Source organism: Actinomadura sp. B10D3 (genome assembly GCF_039871695.1).
GTDB classification, from domain to species: Bacteria; Actinomycetota; Actinomycetes; order Streptosporangiales; family Streptosporangiaceae; genus Spirillospora; species Spirillospora madurae.
Genome location: NZ_JBDPLY010000019.1, coordinates 58,057 through 84,179, shown reverse-complemented (window position 1 = coordinate 84,179; position 26,123 = coordinate 58,057). Strand labels below are relative to the sequence as shown.

Here is a 26,123-nt window from a genome sequence, read left to right as displayed (position 1 = left end):
CCATTCCCGATCAGGGCAGAACCAGGCCGCTGCCGATGCCGAGGACCACCGAGGCCACGGCGGCGGTCACGGCGACCGCGGACGCCCCGCGCGCCGGGCGCGGCCGGCGGGCGGGGCGCCGGAACAGCGGGACGATCCAGCGCAGGTAGTAGAAGACGCTCGCGACCGTGTTCACGGCCGCGACCGCGGCGAGCCAGGCGTGGCCGCCGTCGATCGCCGCGCCGAACATCAGGACCTTCCCGACGAACACGGCGGTCGGCGGCGTACCGACGAACCCGAGCAGGCAGACGACGAGGGACAGGCCGAGGAGGGGCGAGCCGCGCAGCAGCCCGGCGTAGCCGCCGAGGTCGTCCCGCCCGGCGGCGAGGACGACCGCGAAGGCCCCCACGTTCGTCACCGCGTAGGCGGCGACGTAGTAGAGCAGCGCGGGCTGGGCCAGGTCGCTCCGGTCCGCCATGGCGACCGGGACGAGGAGGTAGCCCGCCTGGGCGACGGTCGAGTACGCCAGCAGCCGCCGGACGTTGTCCTGCGCGAAGGCGGCGAGGTTGCCGAGCGTCATCGTGGCCGCGGCGACGACCGCGAGCAGCACGGGCCAGCCGTCCGGCATCGTCTCGGTCCCGAACCGGTAGAGGGCGGCCAGCGCGCCGATCTTCGGGACGGTCGTGACGTAGGCGGCGACGGCCGGCGGGGCGCCCTCGGCGACGTCCGGCACCCAGAAGTGGCCGGGGACGGCGCCCGCCTTGAACAGCAGCCCCGCGAGCAGCGCGACGAGACCCGCCGCGACGGCGGCCGGGGGCGCCTCCGCCAGCCCGGCCCGCAGCACCGGGTACGCCGTGCCGCGCCCCACTCCGAACAGCAGCGTCACCCCGCCGAGCATGAGCACGCCCAGCAGCGCGCCCATCAGGTAGTACTTGAGCGCGGCCTCGGTCCCGGGGGCGTCCTTGCCGAACCCGGCGAGCGCATAGGCGGGCAGGCTCGCCAGCAGGTACGCGGCGACCACCACGAGCAGGTCGGCCGAGGCGCCGAGCACCATCGTCCCGAGCGCCGACAGCAGGATCAGGACGTAGTGCTCGCTCTCCCTCGGATGCCCGTGCACCCGCCCGGCCGCGAGCACCACGACCGGCAGTGTCGCGCCGAGCACGGCGATCCGGGTGACGTGCGTGATGGGGTCGACGGCGAAGGAGCCGAAGGCCATCAGGTCGTCGCCGGCCGCCGCGATCCCTGAGGCGGCCAGGCCCGCGAGCAGTCCCGCCGCGCAGACGACCGCGACGCGCCGCTGCCGGGCGCGGGGCAGGAACATCCCGTAGACCAGCCCGACAACGGCGGCGGCGAGCACGCACAGCTCGGGGGCGAGGTCGGCGGGGTTCTCGTTCATCACCGTCCCACCAGCGCGACGACGGCCGCCGACAGCGGCTCGATCGTGTCGAGCAGCGGGCGCGGCGCGACGCCGATCAGCACCGAGAGGGCCAGCAGCGGGGCGAGCGCCGCCAGCTCGGGCCACCGCACGTCGCCGACCAGCGGGGTCAGCTCGCCGGGCGGCCCGAGCACGGCCCGGTGCAGGACGCGCAGGAACAGCGCGGCCGTGACCAGGATGCCGAGCACGGCGAGGGCGCCGGTGACCGCCGTCGCCGCCGCGCCGCCGCCGATCGTCCCGGCGAAGATCTGGAACTCGGCGATGAACCCGGACAGCCCCGGCAGCCCGAGCGAGGCGAACGCGGCCACCCCGGTCAGCCAGGCGAATACGGGAGCGTTTCCGGCGATGCCGCCGAACCGGCCGAGGTCGTAGCTTCCGGCGCGGTCGTACAGCACCCCGCACAGCAGGAACAGCGCGCCCGTGACGAGCCCGTGGCTGACCATCTGCGTGACCGCGCCGGTCACGGCGAGCCGCCGGGCGTCCGCGCCGCCGGACGCGTACCCCGCCGCGCCCAGGGCCAGGACGATGTACCCCATGTGGTTCACGGACGTGTACGCGACGAGCCGCTTCACGTTCTCCTGCGCGAGCGCGACCAGCGCCCCGTACAGGACGCTCACCAGGCCGACGACCAGCGCCACGAGGGCGTAGCGCCGCCACGCGTCCGGGAGCATCGGCAGGGCGATCCGGACGAGCCCGTACGTGCCCATCTTCAGCATGACCCCCGCGAGGATCGCCGACCCGGCGGCGGGCGCGTCGGTGTGCGCGGGAGGCAGCCAGGTGTGGAACGGGACGACCGGCGTCTTGATCCCGAGCCCGATGCCGATGGCGAGGAGCGTCAGGCCGGCCAGGCCCGGCGACCCCTCCAGAGGCGGCGTGCGGGTCAGCTCGACCATGTCGAACGTGTGGGGGTCGGCGCCCAGGTAGAGGCCGATGAACCCCAGCAGCAGGACGAGCGAGCCCAGGAACGTGTACAGGAAGAACTTCAGCGCCGACCGCGACCGGTCGCCGTGCCCCCACAGCAGGATCACGAAGTACATGCCGGCGATCGACAGGTCGAAGAAGACGAAGAACAGCAGGAGGTCGAGCGCCGCGAACAACCCCAGGCACACCGTCTCCAGGAACAGGAAGAGGGCCGCGAACGCCCGCACCCGGTGCGGCTGACGCAGCGAGTACACCGCGCAGGCCGCGAACAGGACGGCGGTGAGCGCCAGCAGCGGCAGCGACAGGCCGTCCACGCCGACGTGGTAGCCGGCCCGGACGGACGGGATCCACCGCACGTCCGTCTCGAACGAGACCCCGGCGCGCGTCCCGTGCACGGCCCACATGCCCGCGACGAGCGCGACCTCGACGGTGCAGGCGCCGATCCAGATCCCGGGCACCGCGCGTCGCGGGACGGCGGGCAGCGCGCACGCGACCGCCAGCGGCAGGAAGATGACGAGTGTCAGCATCCCGCTCACCCGGCCAGGAGCGCGACGACGACGAGCACCGCGAGCACCACCGCGGCCTGGGCGTAGTACAGGTGGACCTGCCCGGTCTGGGGTCGCCGCGCCAGCGCGGCCAGCGTCCGGGCCGCGGACCCGACCGCACCGACCAGCCCGTCCACGCGGAACTCGACGCGGCGCCCCGCGAGCCCGGCCAGGGACCGCCCGCCCCGCGCGGCACCGCGCACCGCGCCGTCGACGACACGGTCGTCGAAGCGGGCCAGCGCCCGCGCCGCCGCGAACGCCGGACGCACCACGCCCACCGTGACGGCCCGCTCCAGGTACAGCCAGTTCAGCGCCCATGCGGGCTCAGGAACCCGCCGGGCCGCCACCACTCCGGCGACCGTCATCACCGCGAGCGCACCGGAGAGGACGAGGACCCACGGTTCAGGTCCGGCCTCGCCCGCCGCCCCCAGCATGCGCCGCCAGCCGTCCGCCACGGCGGGAACACCGAGGACGCCGAGGCAGGCCGCCGCGACCGCCAGCGCCACCAGCGGCACCCGTTCCACGATCCGCACCCGCGGTCCCTCGGGCGGACGCAGCAGCATCACCAGGGCCTTGCCCGCGTACACGGCCGACAGCGCGGACGCCGCGAGGCCGACCGCGAGCAGACCGCCCGACCGCTCCATGGCGCCGCCCAGCACCTCGTCCTTCGTCACCCACAGCGACAGGGGCGGGACGCCGGCCAGCGCGAGCGCCCCCACGCCGAACGCGACATCGACCACCCGATCGCGCCGGGCCCACACACCGGCGCAGAGGAAGAGCAGGCTCTTCACGGCCGCGTGCGCGACGAGCTGGGCCGCGCCGGCCCCCACGGCCCCGGCACCGGCCGCCAGCACCATGAAACCGATCTGCGCGCAGGTGGACGCCGCGAGAAGCTGCTTGAGGTCGCGCTGCGCCACCGCGACGGCCCCCAGGACCAGCGCGGTCAGCGCGCCCGCCCAGCTCACCAGCCCGGCGGCCCACCCGGTCGCGTCCAGCAGCGGATGCAGCCGCATCAGCAGGTACGCGCCGGCGGCGACCATCGTGGCCGAGTGCAGCAGCGCCGACACCTGGCTCGGGCCCGCCATCGCCCGGGACAGCCAGAACGAGAAGGGCAGCTGCGCCGACTTCCCCAGCGCGGCGACGACGACACCGGCCGCGAGGAGGTCCCGCCAGGGCTCCTCGGCCCCGGCGAGGTCGTCGAACCGCAGCGAATGCGCCCCGGCCACGGCGAACCCCGCCGCCGCGTAGAGGCCGAGGTCGGCGGCCCGCGTGGTCAGGAAGGCGACGTCCGCGGACCGCACCCGGTCCGCCTCCGGCCACGCGTAGCCGATGAGCGCGTACGACGTCGCGCCCATGACCTCCCAGCCCATCAGCACCAGCAGCAGATCGGTCGCGGTGACCGTCACCGCCATCGCCGCCGCGAACGCCGGCATCAGCAGGTGGAACCGGGCGCCGAACCTCTCCCCCGCCGCGTGGACGAGCACCGCCGCCAGGACGGCGGCCAGGGTCACCAGCAGCACGGCGGAGAGCCCGTCCACCGCCAAGCCGCCCGGCCACCCCGCAAGCACATCTACCCCCGGAGATCCCCAGCGTCATCCGTCATGTCCACATCACGCGCGCGGAAGAGGGCGGTGACGACCGCGAAGCCCATCGCCATCTCCAGGGCCATCACCGTGATCGCGACGAGCACCAGGACCTGCCCGTCCGCCCTGCCGGGCGACACCCAGTACCAGAACCCGGCCGCCGCGACCAGCACGCCGTTGACCATGAGTTCGAGGCCCATCATCAGCATCACGATCGACTGCTGGGACAGCGCCCCGAACAGCCCGACGCAGAACAGCGCCGCGGCGAGCAGCAGGAACGTCTCAAGCGTCATCGCCGTACCGCCCCCGGTGCGCGGCCAGCACCACGGTCGCGATCATGGTGGCCAGGATGGCGACGCCGATCACCATCATGACGAGCATCGCCGGCCCCATGATCGCCTCGCCGAGCGCGACGGTGGGGTCGGGCGGGGGCCGTCCCTCCCGCTCGGGCCACGGCACCGTGAGGATCCCGGCCGCCAGCGCCGCGAACGCGGTCCCGGCGATGGCGAGCGCGCCGCGCGTGTTGTGCCGCATCGCCATCGGCATGAGCCCGGCCGGGTTCATCATGTACATGATCATGAAGACCGCCATCACCAGCATCTCCATGATCATCATGAGGACGACCAGCACGCCGAGATAGCGCAGGCCGATGAGCAGCAGCTCGCCCCCGGCGCACAGGAACGACGCCAGCAGCGCGAACGTCGCGCGGGCCATCGAGTCCACGACGAACACGGCGACGCCGGACCCCACCGCGGCGACGGCGAGCACCCAGAACGCGACGGCCTCCACGGCTCCTCCTCACACGACGACGATGGCGACGACGAGCATCTGCAGCACGGCGGCGGGGATCAGGACCGTCCAGGCCGCGGTCATCGCGCGGTCCATGCGCAGCACCGGCAGATGCCTGCGCGTCCACACCAGGAGGGCCAGGACGGCGCACGCCTTCAGCAGCGACCACAGCCACGCCGGCAGCAGCGGACCGGCCCCGCCGCCGAGGAACAGCGGGACGGCGGCGGCCGCGGCCACCGCCAGCAGCCCGTACCGTCCCGCCAGGAAGACGAGCCGGTCGGGTCCGGACAGCTCGGCCAGGACGCCCCCGGCCGCGTCGCCGGCGGTGGGGTGGTCGAACGGTCCCCAGAACGCCATCGCCGACGCCGACACCAGATAGATCGCGAACGCGACCGGCATCCACACCGCGAACCACAGCCCGTCCTGCGCGCCGCCGATCACCCGCAGGTCCAGCGAGTGGGCGGCGAGCGCCGCGGTGATGAGCGCGAACATGTGCGGCAGCTCGTACGCGAGCCCCTGCGCGAGGAACCGGTACCCGCCGACGAGCCCGAACGCCGAGTTGACGCCCCATCCCGCCAGCCACACCGACGCCCAGGCCACGACCTCCATCGCGTTGAACCAGACGACGCCGACGCTCGTCCCGACCGCCGCGCTCCCGCCGAGCGGCACCACGAGGGCCGCGAGCGCCGCCGCCACCGGCAGCGAGATCACCCCGATCCTGGTCAGCGGCACATCGGATCGAGCAGGCACGCGCCGCTGCGAGGCCAGCAGGCGGGCGGCCTCGCGGAACGGCTCGGCCGGACGCCCCGCGAACGCGCCGTCCAGCGAGGCCGCCGCGAGCGCGAGCACCCCCAGCGCGAGGACCTCAGCCATCGGCGCCCGCCCCGAGATCCGGATCGAGGCTCGCGACGATCAGCCGTGCCTGCGCCAGCTCGGCCCCTTCCAGCAGCGACGGCATGGCCTCCAGCACCTCGCCCCAGGGAGCGCGAGGCGGGCAGGGGCTCCCTTCCAGGGACGCGCCGGTCTCCCGCAGCCATTCGTCCAGCCGGCGCTGCACGTCGCCGACGCCCCGCGTCATCCACCGCAGGGCCCACGAGCGCCGGACCGTCCGCGCGAACGCCGCGAACCGCCTGGTCAGCCCATCGCCGGGCGCGCCCCTCAACGCCTCGTCCCGCAGGACGGCCGCGCGGTCGGCGGCCGCCTCCCATCCCGCGACGCGCAGCAGCCGCGACACGCTGTCGAGGCGCCCGGCCGCCCGCCGCTCCTCCGTCCAGAACGTCCCGCCGCCCGTGTCGACCGGGGTGGCCTCGGCGGCCTGGACGACGTCCCCCTGCAACTCCAGGTCGACCCGCAGTCCCGCGGGCCAGTACGGCAGGACGGGGCCGAGCGGGACGTGCAGGACGTCCAGCCGTAACCCGTCCCGGTCGTCCGCCCGATCGGCCATCCCGGCGTCCAGTTCCAGGGCCTCCCGCGGGCCGCCGGCGACCCCCTCCAGATCGGACGGCGAGGCGAGGACGCGCGGCTCGGGCATGTCCCGCCACACGACGTCGATCGCCTCGGCCAGCGCGTCGCCGGGGTTCCCGCACACCACGAGCATCCCCGTCTCCCCCGGCGACAGCGCGGGGCGCCGCCTCCGCGACCGGATCGCCCGTTCGGCCGCGAGCCGGTCCCGCGTCCCGTCCGCCGCCTGCACGACGAGGGGCCGCGGGGCCGCGAACCGGCTCAGGCCCACCGCAGTGCCCCCTCGCGCCACGCGTACAGGACGCCGACCAGCAGCAGCGCCAGGAAGACGAACATCTCCACGACCGCCTTCACGCCGATCGACGCGACGACGAGCGCCCACGGGTACATGAAGACCATCTCCATGTCGAAGGCGAGGAAGAGCATCGCCACCGTGTACCAGCGGACGTGGTACCGCGACAGCGCGTGCTCCGCCGGCCGCGCGCCCGACAGGAACGGCCCGCTCTCGAACCCCCTGGGCGCCGTCACGAAGGAGACGGCGTAGACCCCCGCCACGACGGCCCCCACCAGCCCAAGGACCGAGAGGACGACGGCGTACGGAGGCATTGCCCCTCCGGGGTACGGGTGGACCGGGCGCTAGTCCGCCTCTACCTGATCGGCCGGTGATCGAAACATCGCGGTCAGGCGTGCCGCTCGCGGTCGGCCTCGGCGGCGGCGAGGATCATCTCGTCCACGACCCAGCGCGCCTCCGGGGACAGGTCCACGAGGGCGCGCAGCACCTCGGGCCGGATGATGCCGTGCTCGACGTCCCGGCGCAGCGCCTTCAGCGTCAGATCGTCGCCGATCGGGTCGGACTCGCTGGAGAAGCCGAAGTAGCCGATCGGGACGCCGAAGAACGTGGCGAGCGCCGTCAGCGTCTTCAGCTGCGGGTTCTCCTGCCGTCCGGTACGCAGCTTCCACACGGTGGTGGACGAGATGTCCTCGCCGGTGGCCCGCGCGATGGCGGCGGCCGTCTCGACGTTGTTGCGCGGCGGCTGAGCCTCCGCCGGCCACAGGTTCCGGATCAGCCACTCGACCTTCTCGGCGAGCGACGCCCCCGGCGGCACTTCCTCGGCATGACGCTGCATTCCGCTCCCTCCCCCGTCACCAGCGATTTAAGTTGACCACATTCGCGTTCGTCAGCCAAGGACACAGAACCGTGGCGCCGGAACCACAGGGGTAGTCCGGGACCCGCTCTCAGGTCGCAGGCGCCTCACCCCCTGCGGTGAACTATGCCAAGAGGCATTGCAAAGACCCTTTGCAACTCGTAGCGTCCCTCCTATGAAGGAGCAACCGGTCCCGGAGGTGATCACCGATCCGCAGCAGGTGCGGCTGCTCGCGCACCCGCTGCGGCAGCGGATCGCCGAGATCATGCGGCGCGGGCCCGTCTCGTCCACCACGCTCGCCCGCGAGCTGGGCGAGAGCACCGGCTCGACGAGCTACCACCTGCGGCAGCTCGCCAGGTACGGGTTCGTCGAGGAGGTCCCGGAGCTGGCCCGCGGGCGGGAACGCTGGTGGCGGGCGGTGCCCGGCGACCGGCGGCTGCCCCCGTACAGCGAGCAGTCGCCGGGCATGCGCGAGGCGGTGGAGGAGCTGACCCGGCTGGAGTTCGCGAACGAGCTGGAGATGCTCACGCGCTACCAGCGGGAACGCGACGGGATGGGCCCCTGGGCGGACGCCCTGCTCTTCTCGGTCTCCACCGTCACGCTCACGCCGGAGCAGGTGCGCCCCTTCTTCGAGGAGTACATCGCGCTCCTCTACCGCTACAAGCGCGACGACGGCGACCCGCCGCCGGACGCGCGGACCCTGCACGCCAGATTCCTGGCGTTCCCGGAGGTCTGAAGCCCGGGCCGCCGAGTTGCACCTCCGCGGCCCGGGCGGGCGGAAGCCCGCATCACCACGCCGAACGGCGTGTTCTCACGCAACGCGAACCCCCACGGAAAGGAGAGCACCTCATGCTGCTCTCACGCAAACGACGCCTGCTGAAATGGGCGGTCCTGCTGTTCTGGGTCGCGGTCACGGCCGTGGCCGTCCCGCTCGCGAGCCGGCTGCCGGACGTCGTCCAGGCGAACTCCTCCGCGGAGCTGCCGCGCGGCGCCCAGTCCACGCGGGCCGACGAGCTGGCCTCCCGGTTCCCGGACGGCGGGCTGGCGCCCGGCATCATCGCCTACGTCCGCCCGTCCGGCATCACCCCGGCCGACCGCGCCAAGGCCGACGCCGACCGGCGGGCCCTCGCTGCGGTCGCGGCCGGGCCGATCGCGGCGCCCGCCCCGTCCGGCGACGGCAAGGCGCTCATGCTGACCGTCCCGCTCCGGGACGACGACACGCTGTCCGACCAGGCGGCCGAGCTGCGCGACCGGTCACGCGTGGACGCGCCGCCGGGCCTCGACGTCCACCTGACCGGACGGGCCGGCGCCGCGCTGGACGTCGGGGACGCGTTCGAGAAGGTCGACAAGCGCGTCCTGCTCGCCACGATCGTCCTGGTCACCGCCGTCCTGCTGGTCACCTACCGCAGCCCCGTCCTGTGGCTGCTGCCCATCGTGAACGCGGCGATCGCGCTCCAGGTCACCGGCGCCGCCGTCTACCTCCTCGGTGAGCACGCCGGGCTCTACGTCGCGGACGGGACGTCCGCCATCCTCAACGCGCTCGTCTTCGGGATCTCCACCGACTACGCGCTGCTCCTGCTCGCCCGCTACAGGGAGGAGCTCCGCCGCCACGAGGACCGGCACCGGGCGATGGCGGTCGCCCTCCGCCGCGCCGCCGCCCCGATCACCGCGTCCGCCGCGACGGTGTCGCTCGGCCTGCTGTGCCTGCTCGCGGCCCGCATGGGGTTCAACTACGCACTGGGACCGATCGGCGCCCTCGGCGTCATCGGCGGCCTGGTCGTCGTGATGTCCCTGCTGCCGGCCCTGCTCGTCGTCCTCGGCCGGTGGGTCTTCTGGCCCCGCATCCCCCGCTATGGCGACCCGGCCCCCACCCGCGGCCTGTGGGACCGGATCGGCCACCGCGTCGCCGCCCGTCCCCGCCTGGTCTGGGTCGGCGGTCTGGCCGTCCTCGCCGCCCTCTCCGCGGGCTGCCTCGGCATCAGCACGGGTCTGGACCGCGCCCACTTCCTGACCACGACACCCTCCTCGTCGGTCGGCGAACGGGTCCTCGCCGAGCACTACCCGGGCGGGCAGAGCCGCCCGCTCCAGGTCATCGCGGAGGATCCGGCACCCGTGGCCGCCGCCCTCCGGCAGCACCCCGGCGTCGCCCGCGTGGGGACGCCGCAGCCCTCGACCGACGGCCGCCTGGCCAGGCTCGACGTCGTCCTGTCCTCTCCGCCCGACAGCGAGGCGGCGAAGGGCACCGTCCGCGATCTCCGGCGCACGATCCCGGACGCGACGATCGGGGCGAGCACGGCCAGCGCGATCGACCTCGCCGACGCGCAGTCGCATGACCGCCGCGTGGTGATCCCGCTGATCCTGGGGGTCGTCCTGCTCATCCTGGTCGCGCTGCTCCGCGCGCTCGTCGCGCCCCTGCTGGTGATCGGCACGGTCGTCGCGTCCTACTTCGCGGCGCTCGGCGCGTCCTGGCTGCTGTTCCAGCACGCGTTCGGGTTCCCCGCGGTCGACATCCAGGTCGCCCTCATGGGCTTCCTGTTCATGGTGGCGCTCGGCGTCGACTACAACCTGTTCCTCGTCTCACGCATCCGCGAGGAGGTCGCCGAGGCGGGCCACCATGCCGGTGTCCTGCGCGGCGTGGGCCTGACCGGCGGCGTCATCTCCAGCGCGGGCCTCGTCCTCGCCGCCACGTTCGGCGTCCTCGGCCTCATGCCGGTGACGATGATGATGCAGATCGGCGTCCTGGTCTCCCTGGGCGTCCTGCTGGACACCTTCTTCGTCCGCTCGGTCATCGTCCCGGCCCTGGCCCTGGACACGGGCGACCGCTTCTGGTGGCCCCACAGAACCCGTACGGCACTCCCCACAACCGCCGGCGGCTCCCGGGACCGGTCCCGCGCGAAGCTGGAACACTGACCTCCCATGACCCCTGACCCCACTCGAACCCGGGCCACCGCCGCCGGCCTCGCACTCGCGCTGGCCTGCGCCGGCTGCGGTGGGTCCGGTGACTCCGCGGAGGCGACGTCACCACCTGCCGGTACCACCGCCGCCGCGCAGAGCCCGGCCGCGTCCCCGAGCTTCCCGAAGGCCGCGGACGGGACGAAGGCGAGCGCCTGCCGTGATGGGAAGTGCGAGATCCTGGTCACCAAGCGGACGAAGATCCCGCTCGACCGCCGTTTCGGCCTTGAGACCCTGTCCTTCGCCCCCACCGACCTGACCTGGCGGTACACCTATCCGAACGGCGGAAGCGGGAGCATGAAGTTCCTGGAGCCGCCCTACACCGGTTCGGTGGCGGGCCCGACGGCCGAGCAGGGCCTGAGCCTCCGGGTGGTCGCCAGCGACGGCTCGAAGGCCGTGATCTCCCTGGCTCCCGGCAACTGAGCACGGCGTGGCCCCCGCCGAGGCCGACCTCGGCGGGGGCCCGCAACATGAAAAAACCGCAGATCGCCGGTGACGGCGCCTGCGGTCGCGTGGTACCCCCGAGCGGATTCGAACCGCCGTTACCGCCTTGAGAGGGCGGCGTCCTGGGCCACTAGACGACGGGGGCCGGACTGTGAACCCCAGCGATCTCCCGCCCGGGCGTCCCCCACCTTACCGGACCCGCCCCACCACCTCGACCCAATTCCCACGAGGCACACACGAACCCCACGAGCGAACTGGTTTAAGCCAGGAACGAATAAACGAAGAACGATATTCGGACGTCGCAGAAGAAAACCCTCTATGCGTACGCCCCAGCCCCCGTGAGGGCGAAGCCCGAACACCCGGGGGTTCCAGGGAGTCGCCCCCTGGAAAGACACTGCGGGCTCGGCGAAATCGAGCGAAGCTCGATGAGCACACCGACCCGCCCCGTACCCCCGAGCGGATTCGAACCGCCGTTACCGCCTTGAGAGGGCGGCGTCCTAGGCCACTAGACGACGGGGGCGTGGTCCGCCAGTGGCGGACGCAGCTGGGGTACCAGGACTCGAACCTAGACTAAGTGAACCAGAATCACTCGTGCTGCCGATTACACCATACCCCAGTGAGGTACGGGCTCCCGGGCCGTCTCCGGCCTGGTCGCTCGCGCCTCGATGAGAATACAGGACCTTGGGAGAAGGGCCAAAACGATTGGCGGCGCGGCGTGGTCACCGTGTGAAGTCGGGCGGCCCGATGTGCTCGCGGCCCCAGTCGACGAGGGGGCGCAGGCGCCGCCAGGACGTTCGCACCCGGGCGGCCACCTCGCCGGGGTCGGCCATCCAGGGGTCGGCGGGCCAGCCCTCGTGGGCGTAGAGGGAGCGGTGCCGGAGCAGGTCGAGCCGCGGATGGTCCGGGGGCGTGCCGCGGGGCCGGGTCTTGAGCCGGTCGCCCGCGATCTCCATCCCGGCGTCGCGGAGGTCGTCCACGATGGCCTGGAGCCCGGCGCCGTGGGTGTCGGAGCCGGCGGCCTCGCGGTAGCGGCGGAGCTGGTCCGGGGTCGGCGCGTACATGCCGCCGGCGACCATGAGGCCGTCCGCGTCGACCTGGAGGTAGAAGCCCTCGCTGGTGTGGCCGCCCTGGTGGGTCTTGTACGGCGACTTGTCCTTGCTGAACCGCACGTCCCGGTACGGACGGAACAGCTTGACCGCGCCGAACTCGTCCTCCAGCACGGCGCACAGCTCGATCAGCGGTTCGCGCACGTGCCGCTCGTAGACGTCCTTGTGGGTCGTCCAGTAGGACTTGCTGTTGTCGGCCTGCAGGCCCTCGTAGAACGAGAACGCCTCGTCGGTGAAGCCGGCGGACACTCCTGGCCTCCTCAGTCGCGGGCGATGACCCGGTTGGTGAGGTCGCCGATGCCCTCGACGGTGACCGTCACCTCGTCGCCGATCTCCAGCGGGCCGACGCCGGCCGGGGTGCCGGTGAGGATGACGTCGCCCGGCAGGAGCGTCATGACCTGGCTGACGTACTCGACCAGCGCGGGGACGTCGTGCAGCAGCAGGGACGTGCGGGCGTCCTGGCGGACCTCCCCGTTGACGGTCGTGGTGATCGCCAGGTCGCCGGGGTCGGCCTCGGTCTCGATCCACGGGCCGATCGGGCAGAAGGTGTCGAAGCCCTTGGCCCGCGTCCACTGCCCGTCCTTCTTCTGCAGGTCGCGGGCGGTGACGTCGTTGGCGCAGGTGTAGCCGAGGATGACCTCGGCGGCGCGGGCCGCCGGCACCTCGCGGCACATCCGGCCGATGACGACGGCGAGCTCGCCCTCGTGGTCGACGCGCTCGGTGAGCTTCCGCGGGTAGGTGATCGCCTCTCCCGGGCCGATCACGGCGGTGGACGGCTTGGAGAACAGCACCGGCTCGTCCGCCGGCTCGTTGCCCATCTCGCGGACGTGGTCGGCGTAGTTCCGCCCGATCGCGATGATCTTGCTGGGCAGGATCGGGGCGAGCAGCCGGACGTCGGCGAGCGGGAGGCGCTGCCCGGTGAAGGTCAGCTCACCGAACGGGTGCGCCGCGATGACGGCGATGGTGTTCTCCTCCACCACACCGAAGGACATGCCCTCGTCGGTGGAGAACCTGGCGATACGCATGGTCGAGAGCCTAGTACGGCGCTCAGAAGCCGCACGCCTTGCCGTTCAGCTTGCAGCCCTTCGGGGTGGACGCGGGACCGGCCGCGCCGAACTGGACGTCCCACGTGCCGCCCGGCGGGATCGCGGGCGCGCCCTCCAGGTTCTTGATCTCGACGGTCGAGCCGCCGTGCACGAGCCGCGCGCCCCAGATGTTCTTCACGTTCCCCCGCGGCGCCTGGAACGTCAGCTTCCACGTCTTCATGGGCTTGCTGGTGCGGTTCGTGATGACCATCTTGCCCTCGAAGTACCCCTCGTCCTGCTGGACGAGCTGGTAGGTGATGCCCTTGCCCTTCACCAGCGGGCCGACCGGTGCGGTGGTCACCGGGGGCGAGCCGGGCTGCGGGGACCCGGGCTGCCTGCCGGGCGGCTGCGAAGCCGGTCCGCCGCTCGGCGGCGCCGCGGGCGACCCGCTGGGCGTGGGCCCGCCGGGCGTCGCCGGGCCCGTGCCGCCGCCCTCGGTCGCCGGGGCGCTCGCCGCCGGGGAGGTCTTCCCTTCGGCCTGCCCCGAGGTCTCCGAGCCCCGGTTGACGATCAGCACCGCGACCGCGGCGATGGCGAGGAGCACGACCGTGGCGACCAGCGCGATCACGATCAGCGTGCGGCCGGAGCGGGACCGGGGCGGTCCGCCCGGCAGCCCGCCGGACGGCGAGACGGCGGGCGGCGGCAGTGGCGGGGCGGGCGGCTGGGGCGGCGGGGGCGTCCCCTGCCCGGCCGGCGGGGTCCCGGGCATGGCGTAGGCGAACGCCGGGCTCTGCTCGCCGGAGTTCGCCTGCTCCGCCTCCGAGGAGAACTGCTCGGTCCAGGGCGCCTCGGCGGGCGCCGGCTGCTCGTGCGCCACCGGCTGCTCGGCCGGCGGCTGCTCGGGGGCGGGCGGCTGCCCGTGGGCGACCATCTGGTCGGGGACGGGCGCCTCCGCGGGTGCCGGCGCCGGCGCCTGCTCGGGGACGGGCGCCTGCGCGTAGTCCGGCACCGGGATGGAGCTGAACTCGAACGCCACCGCCTCGCCCTGAAGCGGGACGTCCGGAGCGTGCGCGGGGGCCTGCTCCACCGGGGCCTCCGGAGCCGCCGCGGCGGGCTGCTCCATCGGGACGCCCGGAGCCGGGACGGCGGCCTGCTCCACCGGGACGTCGGCCACGGTGACGGGAGCCTCCTCCTCGGGCTCGTCCGGCGTCACCTCGACGAACGTCACCTCCGCACCACCGGCCGGGACGTCCTGGTAGGTCGCGTCCTGGTCCTGGTAGGGCGCGTCCTGGAAGGTCTCCTCGGGATCGTCGACCGGATCGTCCGGATAGGTCCCCACCGGCTCGTCCTGGTAGGTCTCCTCAGGATCGTCCTCGGGGTCGTCGGACGGGAGCTCCCGGAAGGCCACGCCGGCGAGATCGTCCACGGGCCCGTCGACGACGGTCGAATCGGCTCCGGGTGCCGTGTCCGCGGGCGCACCCGATTTGCCGGGAACGCGGAACTCGGCGGTCGTCTTGTGGTCCGGGGGAACGTACCCGGGCTCCTCGCCGCTCAACTCGGCCACCTTCCACTGTCGTCGATCTCATGGAGTCCGACGACGGGCGCGGCGGTTCGGTTCACACCCGGCCGGAAGGCGTCATCCCGCCGGGGACGGTTCGAACCCGCGGCGCGCGGCCTGCCGCAGCTGCCGGTTGAGCATGTCGGTGATCAGCTCGATGGCGTCCGGGGAGGTGGCGGCCTGCGCGCCGCTGAGCCAGCGGGCGGCCTCGGCCAGCAGGTCGTCGGCGGAGTCGGCGGCGGCGCCCGCGTCGGCCATCCGGCCGAGCACGGCGCCGAGGCGGAGCGCGGCGTCGGCGCGGCCGGACTCGGCGGCCCGCCGGTACCAGCCGGCGGCCTGCTCCAGGTCGTCCTCGCGCTCGTACATCTCCCCGAGGCCGACGGCGATGTCCGCCCAGGTCCCGTCCGTCGGACGCCCGAGATCCTCGGGACTCCAGGGGCGGACAGGCATAGGATCACTCCGGCAGGTCGGTTCGTCGGAACGCGGCACGCGGAAACCTCGCACGTGCCGTGCAGATCCTTATAGTGGATCCTCCACCAGAAATCCGCCACCCGTTTCGCCACTTTTGGCGGAGTTTCTCCGTAACAGTGCCGCTACGTACGGAAACCTACTCGTTCATTCGAACGAACGGCACACCCCCGCCTTACCGCAACGGCGCGAGAAGCGAGCCGGGGAGCGACCACCAGCGCGCAGGCGCCGGCGGAGCAGACCGCGGTGAGCCTCGCCCGCGCCCCGGCGCGACGGCCCAACTCTGCCGTGATCGCCATGACGGCGACGCCCGTGACCAGGATCCCCGGCGTCCCCCGCCAAGGCTCGCGCGGCATGCGCGGCTCGGGAACAGGGGTGAGCAAGAGACGTGGGTGGGCAAAGCGACTCGGCACATCGCACGGGACCGACCCCTGGAGGCCGTCCACCTCTCCGCCCGTGAACGGACAGGTGGACGGCGCACTCCACACCGCGCCCTTCTGGCTGTTCTCCACATCGACTCCTTGAGTCAGCGGCCCTACTCGGCGGTGACCCGAGAGGCGGTCCCCGGACGGTCGGCCGGCGGCATCCGGTCCGCCGGAACCGCCACGTTCACCAGGGGCCCCCGCCTTCCGACCGCCGGGGTCGGCGCCGCCATCCGGCTGCGGAACTGCAGGTCCCTCGTGCGGTAGCCCATCAGGGCGACGTAGAGCGCCAGAGTCAGGAACAGTGCCGCGGGACCCAAGATCCACAGCAGGGTCTGGGGACTGATCATTGCCATGCTCCTCTCAGCTGGGGTGCCGAGGGTGAACCCGATCAGGCTGTTCGGCAGAGACGATCCCTAGAAAACAGTGTGATCGCCCCGGTAGCATCAGGTGCTTCGAACCTTCTGCGTCAGCTTTCTCGGCTTCCGTCCTATTAGAGGTGTAGCCAGGAACTAGTAGGGCAAAACCTGATCGTCACAACTAGATACTCTGATTGCAATGAGAGGCCATCATGGCAGGCAGGATCTCCAAGTACTCCGAGATCGCCTCCGACCTCAGATCCAAGATCGAAAACGGGGCGCTCGGCCCCGGTGCCCAGTTGCCGACCGAGAAGGAGCTGGCGGACAGCTGGGGCGTGTCGCCTAACACGATCAAAAAGGCCGTCAACGAGCTCCGCCAGGAAGGACTCGTCGAGACCTTCCCGCAGAAGGGCAGCTTCGTCGCCGAACCCGCCCCGCCCTTCGTCATCACCCTGAACCACATGGACCTGGGCGAGGAGAACGCACCCGGACGCGGATTCGGCGGTGGCGAGGGCAAGGCCTTCGTCGCTGAGGCGCGACGCCAGCAGCACAGGGCGCATTCGTCGAAGCCCGAAGTCCAGGTCGAGGACGCCGACAGCGTGCAGATGAAGGCGCTCGGCATCGAGCCTGTTCCACCGGACTCACGGCAGAAGCCACAGGTGGTCCGCCGGTCCCAGGAGCGGTTCGTGGACGGCAAGCCGAACTCGCTCCAGCACTCGTACTTCAAGCTCGATCTCGCGATCCAGGCACAGGCGCTCCTCAAGTCCGTCGACATCGAGGAGGGCACCGTGGCCTATCTGCAGAGCTGCGGCCATGTGCAGACCGGCTACGAGGACGAGTTCAACGCGCGCCCACCGAAAGAGGAGGAGCTGAAATTCTTCGGGCTCTCCCGAGGCAGCCTCGCCGTAATCGAGCACAAACGCACCGCATACGATCAACACGGTGAGCCCTTCCGTCTCACCATCACCGTCTACAAGCCCGGCACCAATAAGATCCGGTTCATCGCCGGCGAGGTGCCCGACGAGGTCTGGGAACGCGGTTCCTGACTTCGTCCATCCATCAACACACACCCAAGGGACCAAGATGTCCGATTCCGCATACCCAGCCCACCACCCGGTCCAGCAGGTGGACACCGCACACGGGTACATCACCGAAGCGGTGGCGAGCCTCCAGAGCCAGGGCATTCGAGTGGATCGCAGTCACCTCGACCCCATGGGGCCAGTTGACGCGACCATCATCTTCGGCGACAACGCCCTCGTGTGGGATGAGTGGACCGGCTGGAGGGTGGGCACCTACGTGTCCGGCCGCCAGGGCGAGCGCACCGTCCTCAAGGACGCGCGTCACCTCGGCGGTGGGGTTCTGCTGTCCCTGCTCGACCTCGCCGCCATGGTGGGAAGCGGCACATCCAAGCCTCTGACGACCCGTGAAGCGAACGCGAGCGACGGTCTGTTCGACGCCCTGCGGAATTACCGAGCCTGAAGTTCCGGTCGTGGCCGTCCACGAGCGGCCACGACCGACCGGGTTTACCCCGGTACCGTCCGCCTTCCCTCGGGGGAGAATCAAAGCGATGGCCAGAACACCCGCCCGGTGGCGTGACATCGCCGATGACCTGCTCCGACGCATCGAGTCGGGCGACCTCGCCCCCGGCGAGGGGACGACTCGGCGGCGCCTCCCCGCCGAGAAGGAGCTCGAAGCCCACTACAAGGCGTCCCGCAACACCGTCCGCGACGCGCTGTCCTGGCTGCAGCAGCAGGGATACGTCGTGTCCCAGCAGGGCAAGGGGACCTTCGTCGTCGGCCGGCCCAACATCGTCCACGTGACGCTCTCCGCGGTGGCGCTGGGCCTCGCGCCGGGCAGCGGATCGGACGAGTGGTACAACCGCGACGCCTTCATCCCTGTGCACCGCGACGTCTCGGTGTCACAGGTCAAGGTGGAGGTCCAGGAGGGCACCAAGGTCATCGCCCGGTACCTCCAGTCCGACCCCGGCGCCGAGCTCATCTCCCGCCACCAGGAGATCTTCCTCGACGACCGGCCGTGGGCGCTGCAGACCTCGTTCTACCCGCTCGATTTCGCCGCGAGCGGCGCGTCCCGGCTCCTCTCGCCGCGCGACATCCCCGAGGGCGCGGTCGCCTACCTGGGCGAGAAGCTCGGCTACAGCGAGGTCGGCTTCCACGACGAGATCAGGGTCCGCGTCCCGGACGACAACGAGAAGCGGTTCTTCGGCCTCGGCGAGTCCGCGGCCGACGTCGTCTTCGAGACCGTCCGGACGGCCTACTCCCCCGACGGCAAGGCGTTCCGCCTCACCGTGACGGTCTGGCCCGCCGACCGGACACGGCTCCACTACAACGACGGAAAGGTACCCGAAGACGTCCTCAGGCAGCCCGGTCTGGCGCCGAACGAGGACACTCCGCACGCATCCCCACCGGACGACGGCGCCGGAAACGGATAGATCGCCGCCGCCCGACCATGGCGGCAGTCTCACCCCCTACCCACACGCCCCCCTTCCCGACAGGCTCGGAGCCTCGGCCCCCGGCAGTTAGGAGGCGGGGGCTCGTTTCTTTTCTCGGGATCAGAAGCACGTGGACACACCAACCATGGCCCGCCAGCGCAGCCGGGCCCGCCACGCCGGTTACCACATCCGCCTCGCCCGTCCGGACGAACTGGAGGACATCCTCGGCCTCATCGACCACGCCGCCCGCTGGCTGGGGGAGAAGAAGGACACCACGCAGTGGGCCATCCCCTGGCCGAGCGAGGACGACCGGACGAAACGCGTGTACGAGGCCCTCCTCAACAAGGAGACCTGGCTCCTGTTCGACGGCGATCTCGCGATCGGCACCGTCTCCATCAGGCTGATCGGCCACGAGGAGCTCTGGACCCCGGAGGAACGCCGGACCGAGGCCGTCTACCTCCACCGCCTGGTCATCCGCCGCGACTACGCCGGCCTCGGCCTCGGCGCCGAGCTGATCGAGTGGGCGGGGCGCAAGGGCGCGTCCCAGCAGACGAACGCGGAACTGATCAGGATCGACGTCTGGACCGACAACACCGAGCTCCACGCCTACTACCGCCGCCAGGGCTTCCAGGACGTCGCGATCCGCGAGACCAGCGACAACACCCCGTCAGGCGCCCTGTTCCAGAAACCCCTGGCTCCCGTGGCACGCAGAGGGCACCATCGCATCATCGAACCGCTCCTCCGCTGACACCCGCCCCCGCCGCCGAGGAAGGAACTTCATGGCAGGCAGGGTTTCCAAGTACTCCGAGATCGCCTCCGACCTCAGAGCCAAGATCGAGAACGGGACGCTCGGCCCCGGCACCCGGTTACCGACGAAGAAGGAGCTGGCGGAGAGCCGGGTGGTGTCGCCCAGCACGATCAAGAAGGCCGTCAACGAGCTCCATCACCGTCTACAAGCCCGGCACAAACAAAATCCGGTTCATCGCCGGGGACGTGCCCGACCAGGTCTGGCACCGCGGTTCCTGACTCGGTGAGCGCGCCGGGCTTCCGGGCCGTCCGCCGGTGGAGTGGTCAGACGAAGCGGACGAGCATCAGGTCGGCGTCGGGGGTCTTGCGCCAGTAGACGGCGCCGGGTTCGCGGGACATGTTCTCGATCTCGCCGGCGATGATCAGGGCCCGGTTGATGCAGTCGGTCTTGTTGTAGCCGGTCTGCTCCTGGAGGCGCTGGAGGGCCTGGACGGCCTTGCCGGTCAGGTTGATGGTCACGCGCTCGTTCTGCGGAACTGCCTCGGCGCGGTGGCTCGGATCGGCCGCGTCCTTGCCGGTGCCCGGCGCGTCGGAGGCTGCTCGGTTGTTCGTCATGAGCGCTTTCTCCCATCCCGGGGGCGCGAAGCCCGGTCCGCCGTGCGGCCGGGATCGGCCGGTCAGGCGATCGTGCGGTCCTCCGTCGGCAAACCCATGCCCCGCGTACAGGGGGTACGGGTGAGGTTTCCCTCGGTTCGCTCCCCGGAAACCTCCGATGCTCAGCATCGCATGATTCTCGCCATCAAGCTACATAACCGTCACCTGCTTTCATACAGGCTTCGTATGGCTTTTAGATGTATATCGTCCTACCTTGGGAGTGGGGAGACGTGGGGCATGACCAACGCCGGGAGCGGGACGGCGGCAGATCGCCGTGCCTCCCGGGGGAAGGACGACTCCGTGAGCACCAACCGCTGGGTGGCGCGGGCGCGGAGGCGGGCCGCCTCGCACGCCGGCACCGGCGCCATGGACGCCCGCGTCACCGTCCCCGTGACGCTCCTGTCGGTGGCGCTGGGATACGCGCTGGGCGGCTCGGTGAGCGCCGCGATCACCGGCTTCCTGACGTTCCTGTCCTGCCTCGCCGTGAGCGTGACGAACGCCCTCGTCCAGTACCTGCGGTCCGGGACGCTGCACGAGACGTCCGGTCCCCCGCAGGTGGCCACGCTGCCCGCCGTGATGCCCGCCCGCGACGTGCTGCCGGACGGCGGGGAGACGTTCTGGGACGCGCTGACCGCCGACGAGCGGCACGCCCTCATCGCGCGGGCGCGCGGGCACGTGTACCGGAAGGAGGAGGTCCTGTGCCAGGAGGGCGGCCGGGCGGGCGAGGTCATCGTGATCCTGTCCGGCTGGACGCGGGTCTGGGTGCGGGAGGGCGCCGAGCAGCGGATCGTCGCGTTCCGGGGCGCCGGGGAGCTGGTCGGCGAGCGGGCGGCGCTGACCGTGCGGGACCGGTCCGCCACCGTGACGGCGGAGAGCGACGTCCAGGCGCTGCGGATCGGCGCGCGGGACTTCGCGGCTCTCCTGGAGGGCAGCCCCCGGGTCCGGGCCGTCCTCGAACAGCAGGTCTACCGGCGGCAGATCGAGCCGCACGGCCCGCCGGAGCTGCCCCTGGGAGCGCTCGGAAACTGCTCGATCCTCATCACCGACATCACCGGGTTCAGCTCGCCGGTGCGCACCGACGCCGATCGCGGGTACGTGCTGGACGCCATGTACGACCTGATGGGCGAGGCGTTCGGGGCTTCCGCGCTCGACCTGTCACGCCTCTACCAGGAGGACCGCGGCGACGGGGCGCTCGTGATCGTCCCGGCGACGACACCGACGGAGGCGGTCGTGGACCCGATGCTGGCGCATCTGGCGGCGGCGCTGCGGCGGCACAACCGGCGCGCCGCCGACGCCACGCGGCTCCAGCTGCGGGCCGCGCTGCACGTCGGTCCCGTGCGGCGCGGCCCGAAGGGCGTGGCCGGCGGCGCCATCATCACCACGCGCCGGATGGTGGACGCGCCCGCGGTGAAGCGGCGGGTCGCCGAGACCGACGCCGACCTGGCCTTCGTCGCGTCCGACTTCGTGTTCGACACGGTGATCACGCCCGCGCCCGGCCTGGTCGACCCGGCCCGCTACACGCGGGTCCGGGTACGGGTGAAGGAGACGTCGCTGTGGGCGTGGCTGATGCTGGAGGGCGGCAAGTCGCGGCTCAGGGCGGTGTAGCCGTCAGGACCGCACGAGGTCCTCGTAGTCGGGGTGCCTTTCGATCCACTTCTTGATGAACGGACACAGCGGGACGACCGACAGCCCCTTCGCGCGGACGTCGTCCAGCGCGCCCCGGGCCAGGGAGCCGCCCACGCCCTTGCCTTCGAACGCGGGGTCGACCTCGGTGTGGGTGAAGATGACGGCGCCCTCGCCGCGCTCGTACACGGCGAACCCGGCGAGCTCCCCGTCGAGCCTGATCTCGTAGCGGCTCTTCCCGGCATTGTCGGTGATCTCGGTGCTCATGCCCCGATAATGCCTGGCCGCCCCGGTTGATTCCCGGTCAGCCCGCCTCGTAGCCGGCGCGCAGGAGGCCGTAGGTGACGGCCTCCTCCAGGGCCTGCCAGGACGCGGCGATGACGTTGTCCTCGACGCCGACCGTCCCCCACTCGCGCTCGCCGTCGCTGGACTCGACCAGCACCCTCGTCCGGGCGTCGGTGCCGTGCGCCCCCTCCAGGATGCGGACCTTGTAGTCGATCAGCTCCAGCCGCGCCAGCTCCGGGTAGAGGCGGCCGAGCGCGATCCGCAGCGCGTTGTCGAGCGCGTTGACGGGGCCGTTGCCCTCGCCGGTCGCGATGATCCGCTCGCCCTTGGCGTGCAGCTTGACGGTGGCCTCGCTGACCATGGACCCGTCGGGACGGCGCTCCACGATCGACCGCCACGACTCGACCTCGAAGTGCCGCTGCCGGACGCCGGTCAGCTCCTCGCGCAGCAGCAGCTCGAAGGAGGCGTCCGCGGCCTCGAAGGTGTAGCCGGTGGACTCCAGCTCCTTCACCTTGCCGACGACGGTCCTGGCCTTCTCGCCGGACAGGTCGTAGCCGAGCTCGCGGCCTTTCAGCTCCACGGACGCCCGCCCCGCCATGCTCGACACCAGCATCCGCATGTCGTTGCCGACGGCGGACGGGTCGATGTGCTGGTACAGGTCCGGGTCGACCTTGACGGCGGACGCGTGCAGCCCCGCCTTGTGCGCGAACGCCGACACCCCCACGTACGGCTGCTGCGAGCCGGGCGCGACGTTGGTGACTTCCGAGACGGCGTGCGCGATGCGGGTCATCTCGCCGAGCTGCGCGTCCGACACCAGGCTCATGCCCCGCTTGAGCTGCAGGTTCCCGACGACCGTGAACAGGTTGGCGTTGCCGCTGCGCTCGCCGTACCCGTTCGCGCAGCCCTGGACGTGGGTGGCCCCGGCCTTCACCGCGGCGAGGGTGTTCGCGACGGCGCAGCCGGAGTCGTCATGGCAGTGGATCCCGACCCGGACCCCGTACCCGACGACCTCGTGGACGACCTCGGCCAGCTCGTCCGGCAGCATCCCGCCGTTGGTGTCGCAGAGCGCGACGACGTCCGCGCCGGCCTCGGCGGCGGTGCGGACGGCCTCCAGCGCGTAGGCGCGGTTGGCCTTGTAGCCGTCGAAGAAGTGCTCGGCGTCCAGGAAGACTCGTTGGCCCTCCGCACGCAGGTGGGAGACCGTGTCGCGGATCATCGCGAGGTTCTCCTCCAGCGTCGTGCGGAGGGCCAGCTCGACGTGCCTGTCGTGACTCTTGGCGACGAGGGTCACGACGGGCGCGCCGGAGCCGCGCAGGGCGGCCACCTGGGGGTCGTCGGCGGCCTTCACTCCGGCCCGGCGGGTCGCGCCGAACGCGGTGAGCTGCGCGTGCCTCAGGTCGAGCTCTGTTCGAGCCCGCCTGAAGAACTCGGTGTCCTTGGGGTTGGCGCCCGGCCAGCCGCCCTCGATGAAGCCGATGCCCAGGTCGTCCAGGTGCCGCGCGATGGCGAGCTTGTCGGGCACGGAGAGGTTCAGCCCCTCCTGCTGCGACCCGTCGCGCAGAGTGGTGTCGTAGACGTGGAAAGCGTCGCCTTGCATGTGAGGAACCCCCAGAGGGATCAGCCAGGGCACAAAAAAGACCCCTCACGGACGTGAGAGGTCTGCGCGCCGGCTATGTCCCGTTAGCTGCCGGCGCGCCAGCCGATAATCACGAGGCTGTGGCGCATGATGGGCACAGTCTGCCACACGGTGTGCGGATGTGGGACATCCGTCTCGAATGCTGAGACGGCGCGGCCCCGGCGTGGACGCCGCCGGGGCCCGCGAACACCCAGGTCAGACGATTGCGTGGACCCATCCGTACGGGTCGGGACGCGTGCCGTACTGGATGCCGACCAGCTCCTGGCGGAGCCGCATCGACACCTCGCCGGGCTCGCCGTCCCCGATCGTCCACTCCCGGTCCCGGCCCTTGACCCGGCCGACCGGGCTGATGATCGCGGCGGTGCCGCAGCCGAACACCTCGGTGATCTCGCCGGACTCGCAGCCGGCCTGCCACTCGTCGATGCTGATCTTGCCCTCCTCGGCGGGGATGCCGAGGTCGGGCGCCAGCTTGAGCATGGAGTCGCGGGTCACGCCGGCGAGCAGCGTGCCGGTGAGCGCGGGCGTGAGCAGGCGCGCCTGCGAGCCGGACCCGTAGACGAACATCAGGTTCATCGAGCCGACCTCCTCGACCCAGCGGTGCTCCACCGCGTCGAGCCACACGACCTGGTCGCAGCCCTCCGCGACGGCCTCGGCCTGGCCGGCGAAGGACGCGGCGTAGTTGCCGCCGAACTTGGCCTCGCCGGTGCCGCCGGGCGCGGCGCGGGTGTAGTCCCGCGACAGCCAGACCGAGACGGGCTTGACGCCGCGCGGGTAGTACAGGCCGGACGGGGAGGCGATGACCATGAAGAGGAACTCGCTCGCCGGGCTGTTGACGCCGAGCGCGCGGGTCGTGGCGAACATGAAGGGCCGCAGGTAGAGGCTGTGCCCCTCGGCGTCGGGGACCCAGTCCTTGTCGGTCCGGACGAGCAGCTCGATCGCGTCGACGAACAGCTGCTCGGGGATCTCCGGCATCGCCATCCGCTTCGCCGAGCGGTTCATCCGCGCCGCGTTCATGTACGGCCTGAAGGTGACGATCGAGCCGTCCGGCTGCTTGTAGGCCTTGAGCCCCTCGAAGAGCTCCTGGGCGTAGTGGAACACCTGGGAGGCCGGGTCCATCGGGATCGGCCCGTACGGTTCGAGTCGGGCGTCGTGCCAGCCCCGCTCCGCCGAGTACCTGATCGTGATCATGTGATCGGTGAAGTGCCGGCCGAAGCCGGGATCGGCCAGGATCCGCGCGCGTTCGGCGGCGGTCGCGGGCCGCTCGGTACGCGTGATCTCGAAGTCCAGGGTGTCGCTCATCGCGGTTCGTCCTCTCGCGGATCGCCGGGGCGGCCCCATCGCCGCTACGGCTTCCTAGTCCCTATTGTCGTACTTCGTCTAGACCTGCTCCTCCGTGCGCGGCGCATACGGATGACCGGGCGCGCCGCGAGGGCACGCCCGGTCTGGCCGGAGGCGGCGTGCCCCTAGCCGGATACTCGCTTCGCGATCGCGTCGCCGATCTGGGACGTGGTCCGGGCGCCCAGGGCGGCGCGCTCGGCCAGGTCGTCGGAGACGGCCTGCTCGACGCGGCGGGCGGCCTCGCCCTCGCCGACGTGGTCGAGCAGCATGGCGACGGACAGGATCGTGGCGGTCGGGTCGGCCTTGCCCTGCCCGGCGATGTCGGGCGCGCTACCGTGCACCGGCTCGAACATCGACGGCGCGGTGCGGTCGGGGTTGACGTTGCCGGACGCGGCGAGCCCGATGCCCCCCGCGATGGCCGCGCCGATGTCGGTGATGATGTCGCCGAACAGGTTGTCGGTCACGACCACGTCGAACCGCCGCGGCTGGCTGACGAAGAACATCGTGGCCGCATCCACATGCACGTAATCCGTCGTGACCTGCGGATACTCGGCGCCGACCCGCTTGAGCGTCCGCTGGTAGAGGTCACCGGCGAAGGTCAGGACGTTGTCCTTGTGGACGAGCGTGAGCTTCTTGCGGGGCCTGGACGCGGCCACATCGAACGCGTACCGGACGACCCGCTCGACGCCGTAGGCGGTGTTGACGCTCTCCTGCGTGGCGACCTCGTGCGGCGTGCCCTTCCGCAGCACACCGCCGACGCCGGTGTACGGGCCCTCGGTGCCCTCCCGGACCACGACCATGTCGATGTCGCCGGTCGTCACCCCGGCCAGCGGCGTCGCGACCCCCGGGAAGAGCTTCACCGGGCGCAGGTTGACGTAGTGGTCCAGCTCGAACCGCGCCCGCAGCAGCAGGCCGCGCTCCAGCGTCCCGCTCGGCACGCTGGGGTCGCCGACGGCGCCGAGCAGGATGACCTCCTGCTCGCGCAGCTCCTCCAGGACCGAGTCGGGCAGCGTCTCCCCCGTCCGGTGCCAGCGGGCGGCGCCCAGGTCGTAGACGGTCTGCTCGAACGTCAGGTCGCCGGACACGGCGTCGAGGACCTTCAGTCCCTCGGCGACCACCTCGGGGCCGATCCCGTCTCCCGGGATGACGGCCAGACGAATGCTGCGCGAAGCCATGCGCGCACTCTACTGCAAACGTCT

At 71.8% G+C, this 26,123-nt stretch carries 28 protein-coding genes and 3 tRNA genes; 9 read left to right on the top strand and 22 right to left on the bottom strand.

Going from position 1 to position 26,123, the window contains the following annotated elements; genetic code table 11:
• Positions 1 to 10 precede the first annotated feature (10 nt).
• From ABGB11_RS26210 to ABGB11_RS26170, 9 genes are all read right to left on the bottom strand, one after another.
• Positions 11 to 1,375, bottom strand: a complete 1,365-nt coding sequence (locus tag ABGB11_RS26210; protein WP_347636750.1) for an NADH-quinone oxidoreductase subunit N — start codon at positions 1,373 to 1,375, stop codon at positions 11 to 13.
• Complete coding sequence (locus ABGB11_RS26205; protein WP_347636749.1) at positions 1,375 to 2,862, bottom strand: NADH-quinone oxidoreductase subunit M; 1,488 nt, start codon at positions 2,860 to 2,862, stop codon at positions 1,375 to 1,377. Before ABGB11_RS26205 ends, ABGB11_RS26210 begins: the two co-directional genes overlap by 1 nt.
• Before the next feature lie 5 nt (positions 2,863 to 2,867).
• Positions 2,868 to 4,418, bottom strand: a complete 1,551-nt coding sequence (locus ABGB11_RS26200; RefSeq protein WP_347636892.1) for a proton-conducting transporter membrane subunit — start codon at positions 4,416 to 4,418, stop codon at positions 2,868 to 2,870.
• A gap of 32 nt (positions 4,419 to 4,450) precedes the next feature.
• Positions 4,451 to 4,756: an NADH-quinone oxidoreductase subunit NuoK gene (gene nuoK, locus ABGB11_RS26195; RefSeq protein WP_347636748.1), complete on the bottom strand. Its 306-nt coding sequence runs from the start codon at positions 4,754 to 4,756 to the stop codon at positions 4,451 to 4,453.
• On the bottom strand, positions 4,746 to 5,252 hold the full coding sequence (locus ABGB11_RS26190) for an NADH-quinone oxidoreductase subunit J (protein ID WP_347636746.1): 507 nt from the start codon (positions 5,250 to 5,252) through the stop codon (positions 4,746 to 4,748). The genes nuoK and ABGB11_RS26190 overlap by 11 nt, the downstream gene beginning before the upstream one ends.
• A 9-nt stretch (positions 5,253 to 5,261) precedes the next feature.
• Positions 5,262 to 6,125, bottom strand: coding sequence for a complex I subunit 1 family protein (locus ABGB11_RS26185; protein WP_347636745.1), 864 nt, complete (start codon positions 6,123 to 6,125; stop codon positions 5,262 to 5,264).
• Positions 6,118 to 6,984, bottom strand: coding sequence for a hypothetical protein (locus ABGB11_RS26180; protein WP_347636743.1), 867 nt, complete (start codon positions 6,982 to 6,984; stop codon positions 6,118 to 6,120). Before ABGB11_RS26180 ends, ABGB11_RS26185 begins: the two co-directional genes overlap by 8 nt.
• On the bottom strand, positions 6,975 to 7,319 hold the full coding sequence (locus ABGB11_RS26175) for an NADH-quinone oxidoreductase subunit A (RefSeq protein WP_347636742.1): 345 nt from the start codon (positions 7,317 to 7,319) through the stop codon (positions 6,975 to 6,977). Before ABGB11_RS26175 ends, ABGB11_RS26180 begins: the two co-directional genes overlap by 10 nt.
• Positions 7,320 to 7,393: 74 nt before the next feature.
• The gene (locus ABGB11_RS26170) at positions 7,394 to 7,840 is read right to left on the bottom strand and encodes a helix-turn-helix transcriptional regulator (RefSeq protein WP_347636741.1); all 447 of its coding nucleotides are present in this window, start codon (positions 7,838 to 7,840) and stop codon (positions 7,394 to 7,396) included.
• A 193-nt stretch (positions 7,841 to 8,033) separates the two neighbouring features.
• Between ABGB11_RS26170 and ABGB11_RS26165 the strand changes: the two genes are divergently transcribed.
• From ABGB11_RS26165 to ABGB11_RS26155, 3 genes are all read left to right on the top strand, one after another.
• Positions 8,034 to 8,594, top strand: a complete 561-nt coding sequence (locus tag ABGB11_RS26165) for a helix-turn-helix domain-containing protein (protein ID WP_347636739.1) — start codon at positions 8,034 to 8,036, stop codon at positions 8,592 to 8,594.
• Positions 8,595 to 8,707: 113 nt separating this feature from the next.
• Positions 8,708 to 10,768, top strand: a complete 2,061-nt coding sequence (locus tag ABGB11_RS26160; RefSeq protein WP_347636738.1) for an MMPL family transporter — start codon at positions 8,708 to 8,710, stop codon at positions 10,766 to 10,768.
• Positions 10,769 to 10,774: 6 nt separating this feature from the next.
• The gene (locus ABGB11_RS26155; RefSeq protein ID WP_347636737.1) at positions 10,775 to 11,233 is read left to right on the top strand and encodes a hypothetical protein; all 459 of its coding nucleotides are present in this window, start codon (positions 10,775 to 10,777) and stop codon (positions 11,231 to 11,233) included.
• 90 nt (positions 11,234 to 11,323) lie between these two features.
• Here ABGB11_RS26155 and ABGB11_RS26150 read toward each other — a convergent pair.
• The 8 genes from ABGB11_RS26150 to ABGB11_RS26115 all read right to left on the bottom strand — a co-directional run bounded on the left by ABGB11_RS26150 (position 11,324) and on the right by ABGB11_RS26115 (position 16,183).
• A tRNA-Glu gene (locus ABGB11_RS26150) sits at positions 11,324 to 11,399 on the bottom strand.
• Between the two features lie 302 nt (positions 11,400 to 11,701).
• A tRNA-Glu gene (locus ABGB11_RS26145) sits at positions 11,702 to 11,774 on the bottom strand.
• Positions 11,775 to 11,798: 24 nt separating this feature from the next.
• Positions 11,799 to 11,870, bottom strand: a tRNA-Gln gene (locus ABGB11_RS26140).
• A 103-nt stretch (positions 11,871 to 11,973) separates the two neighbouring features.
• On the bottom strand, positions 11,974 to 12,609 hold the full coding sequence (locus ABGB11_RS26135) for a DUF2461 domain-containing protein (protein WP_347636735.1): 636 nt from the start codon (positions 12,607 to 12,609) through the stop codon (positions 11,974 to 11,976).
• Between the two features lie 11 nt (positions 12,610 to 12,620).
• A complete protein-coding gene (locus tag ABGB11_RS26130; protein ID WP_347636734.1) occupies positions 12,621 to 13,385 on the bottom strand; it encodes a fumarylacetoacetate hydrolase family protein in 765 nt (254 codons plus the stop codon).
• Between the two features lie 22 nt (positions 13,386 to 13,407).
• Positions 13,408 to 14,940, bottom strand: a complete 1,533-nt coding sequence (locus ABGB11_RS26125; RefSeq protein ID WP_347636733.1) for a cellulose binding domain-containing protein — start codon at positions 14,938 to 14,940, stop codon at positions 13,408 to 13,410.
• An 81-nt stretch (positions 14,941 to 15,021) separates the two neighbouring features.
• Positions 15,022 to 15,393, bottom strand: coding sequence for a hypothetical protein (locus ABGB11_RS26120; RefSeq protein WP_347636731.1), 372 nt, complete (start codon positions 15,391 to 15,393; stop codon positions 15,022 to 15,024).
• A gap of 553 nt (positions 15,394 to 15,946) precedes the next feature.
• Positions 15,947 to 16,183 (bottom strand): hypothetical protein, encoded by a 237-nt coding sequence (locus ABGB11_RS26115; RefSeq protein ID WP_347636730.1) that lies wholly within the window; start codon positions 16,181 to 16,183, stop codon positions 15,947 to 15,949.
• 221 nt (positions 16,184 to 16,404) lie between these two features.
• Here ABGB11_RS26115 and ABGB11_RS26110 point away from each other — a divergent pair, with 221 nt between their 5' ends.
• From ABGB11_RS26110 to ABGB11_RS26090, 5 genes are all read left to right on the top strand, one after another.
• Positions 16,405 to 17,238 (top strand): GntR family transcriptional regulator, encoded by an 834-nt coding sequence (locus ABGB11_RS26110; RefSeq protein WP_347636729.1) that lies wholly within the window; start codon positions 16,405 to 16,407, stop codon positions 17,236 to 17,238.
• A gap of 37 nt (positions 17,239 to 17,275) precedes the next feature.
• Positions 17,276 to 17,671, top strand: a complete 396-nt coding sequence (locus tag ABGB11_RS26105) for a hypothetical protein (protein ID WP_347636727.1) — start codon at positions 17,276 to 17,278, stop codon at positions 17,669 to 17,671.
• A gap of 88 nt (positions 17,672 to 17,759) precedes the next feature.
• Positions 17,760 to 18,641, top strand: a complete 882-nt coding sequence (locus ABGB11_RS26100; RefSeq protein ID WP_347636726.1) for a GntR family transcriptional regulator — start codon at positions 17,760 to 17,762, stop codon at positions 18,639 to 18,641.
• A 130-nt stretch (positions 18,642 to 18,771) separates the two neighbouring features.
• Positions 18,772 to 19,389 carry a GNAT family N-acetyltransferase gene (locus tag ABGB11_RS26095; protein ID WP_347636725.1) on the top strand — a complete coding sequence of 206 codons (618 nt, stop codon included), beginning with the start codon at positions 18,772 to 18,774 and terminating at the stop codon, positions 19,387 to 19,389.
• Between the two features lie 31 nt (positions 19,390 to 19,420).
• Positions 19,421 to 19,675: a GntR family transcriptional regulator gene (locus ABGB11_RS26090; protein WP_347636723.1), complete on the top strand. Its 255-nt coding sequence runs from the start codon at positions 19,421 to 19,423 to the stop codon at positions 19,673 to 19,675.
• Between the two features lie 37 nt (positions 19,676 to 19,712).
• Here ABGB11_RS26090 and ABGB11_RS26085 read toward each other — a convergent pair whose 3' ends face one another.
• Positions 19,713 to 20,003 (bottom strand): hypothetical protein, encoded by a 291-nt coding sequence (locus ABGB11_RS26085; protein WP_347636722.1) that lies wholly within the window; start codon positions 20,001 to 20,003, stop codon positions 19,713 to 19,715.
• A 339-nt stretch (positions 20,004 to 20,342) separates the two neighbouring features.
• Between ABGB11_RS26085 and ABGB11_RS26080 the strand changes: the two genes are divergently transcribed.
• Complete coding sequence (locus ABGB11_RS26080) at positions 20,343 to 21,647, top strand: cyclic nucleotide-binding domain-containing protein (protein WP_347636721.1); 1,305 nt, start codon at positions 20,343 to 20,345, stop codon at positions 21,645 to 21,647.
• Positions 21,648 to 21,650: 3 nt separating this feature from the next.
• Here the strand turns inward: ABGB11_RS26080 and ABGB11_RS26075 are convergent, their stop codons facing one another.
• The 4 genes from ABGB11_RS26075 to ABGB11_RS26060 form a co-directional block, all read right to left on the bottom strand.
• Positions 21,651 to 21,932 (bottom strand): GNAT family N-acetyltransferase, encoded by a 282-nt coding sequence (locus tag ABGB11_RS26075; RefSeq protein WP_347636719.1) that lies wholly within the window; start codon positions 21,930 to 21,932, stop codon positions 21,651 to 21,653.
• A gap of 37 nt (positions 21,933 to 21,969) precedes the next feature.
• Positions 21,970 to 23,547 (bottom strand): citramalate synthase, encoded by a 1,578-nt coding sequence (gene cimA, locus ABGB11_RS26070; protein WP_347636718.1) that lies wholly within the window; start codon positions 23,545 to 23,547, stop codon positions 21,970 to 21,972.
• Between the two features lie 234 nt (positions 23,548 to 23,781).
• Positions 23,782 to 24,885, bottom strand: a complete 1,104-nt coding sequence (locus ABGB11_RS26065) for a branched-chain amino acid aminotransferase (RefSeq protein ID WP_347636716.1) — start codon at positions 24,883 to 24,885, stop codon at positions 23,782 to 23,784.
• Positions 24,886 to 25,049: 164 nt separating this feature from the next.
• The gene (locus ABGB11_RS26060) at positions 25,050 to 26,099 is read right to left on the bottom strand and encodes a 3-isopropylmalate dehydrogenase (RefSeq protein WP_347636715.1); all 1,050 of its coding nucleotides are present in this window, start codon (positions 26,097 to 26,099) and stop codon (positions 25,050 to 25,052) included.
• Between the last annotated feature and the right edge of the window lie 24 nt (positions 26,100 to 26,123).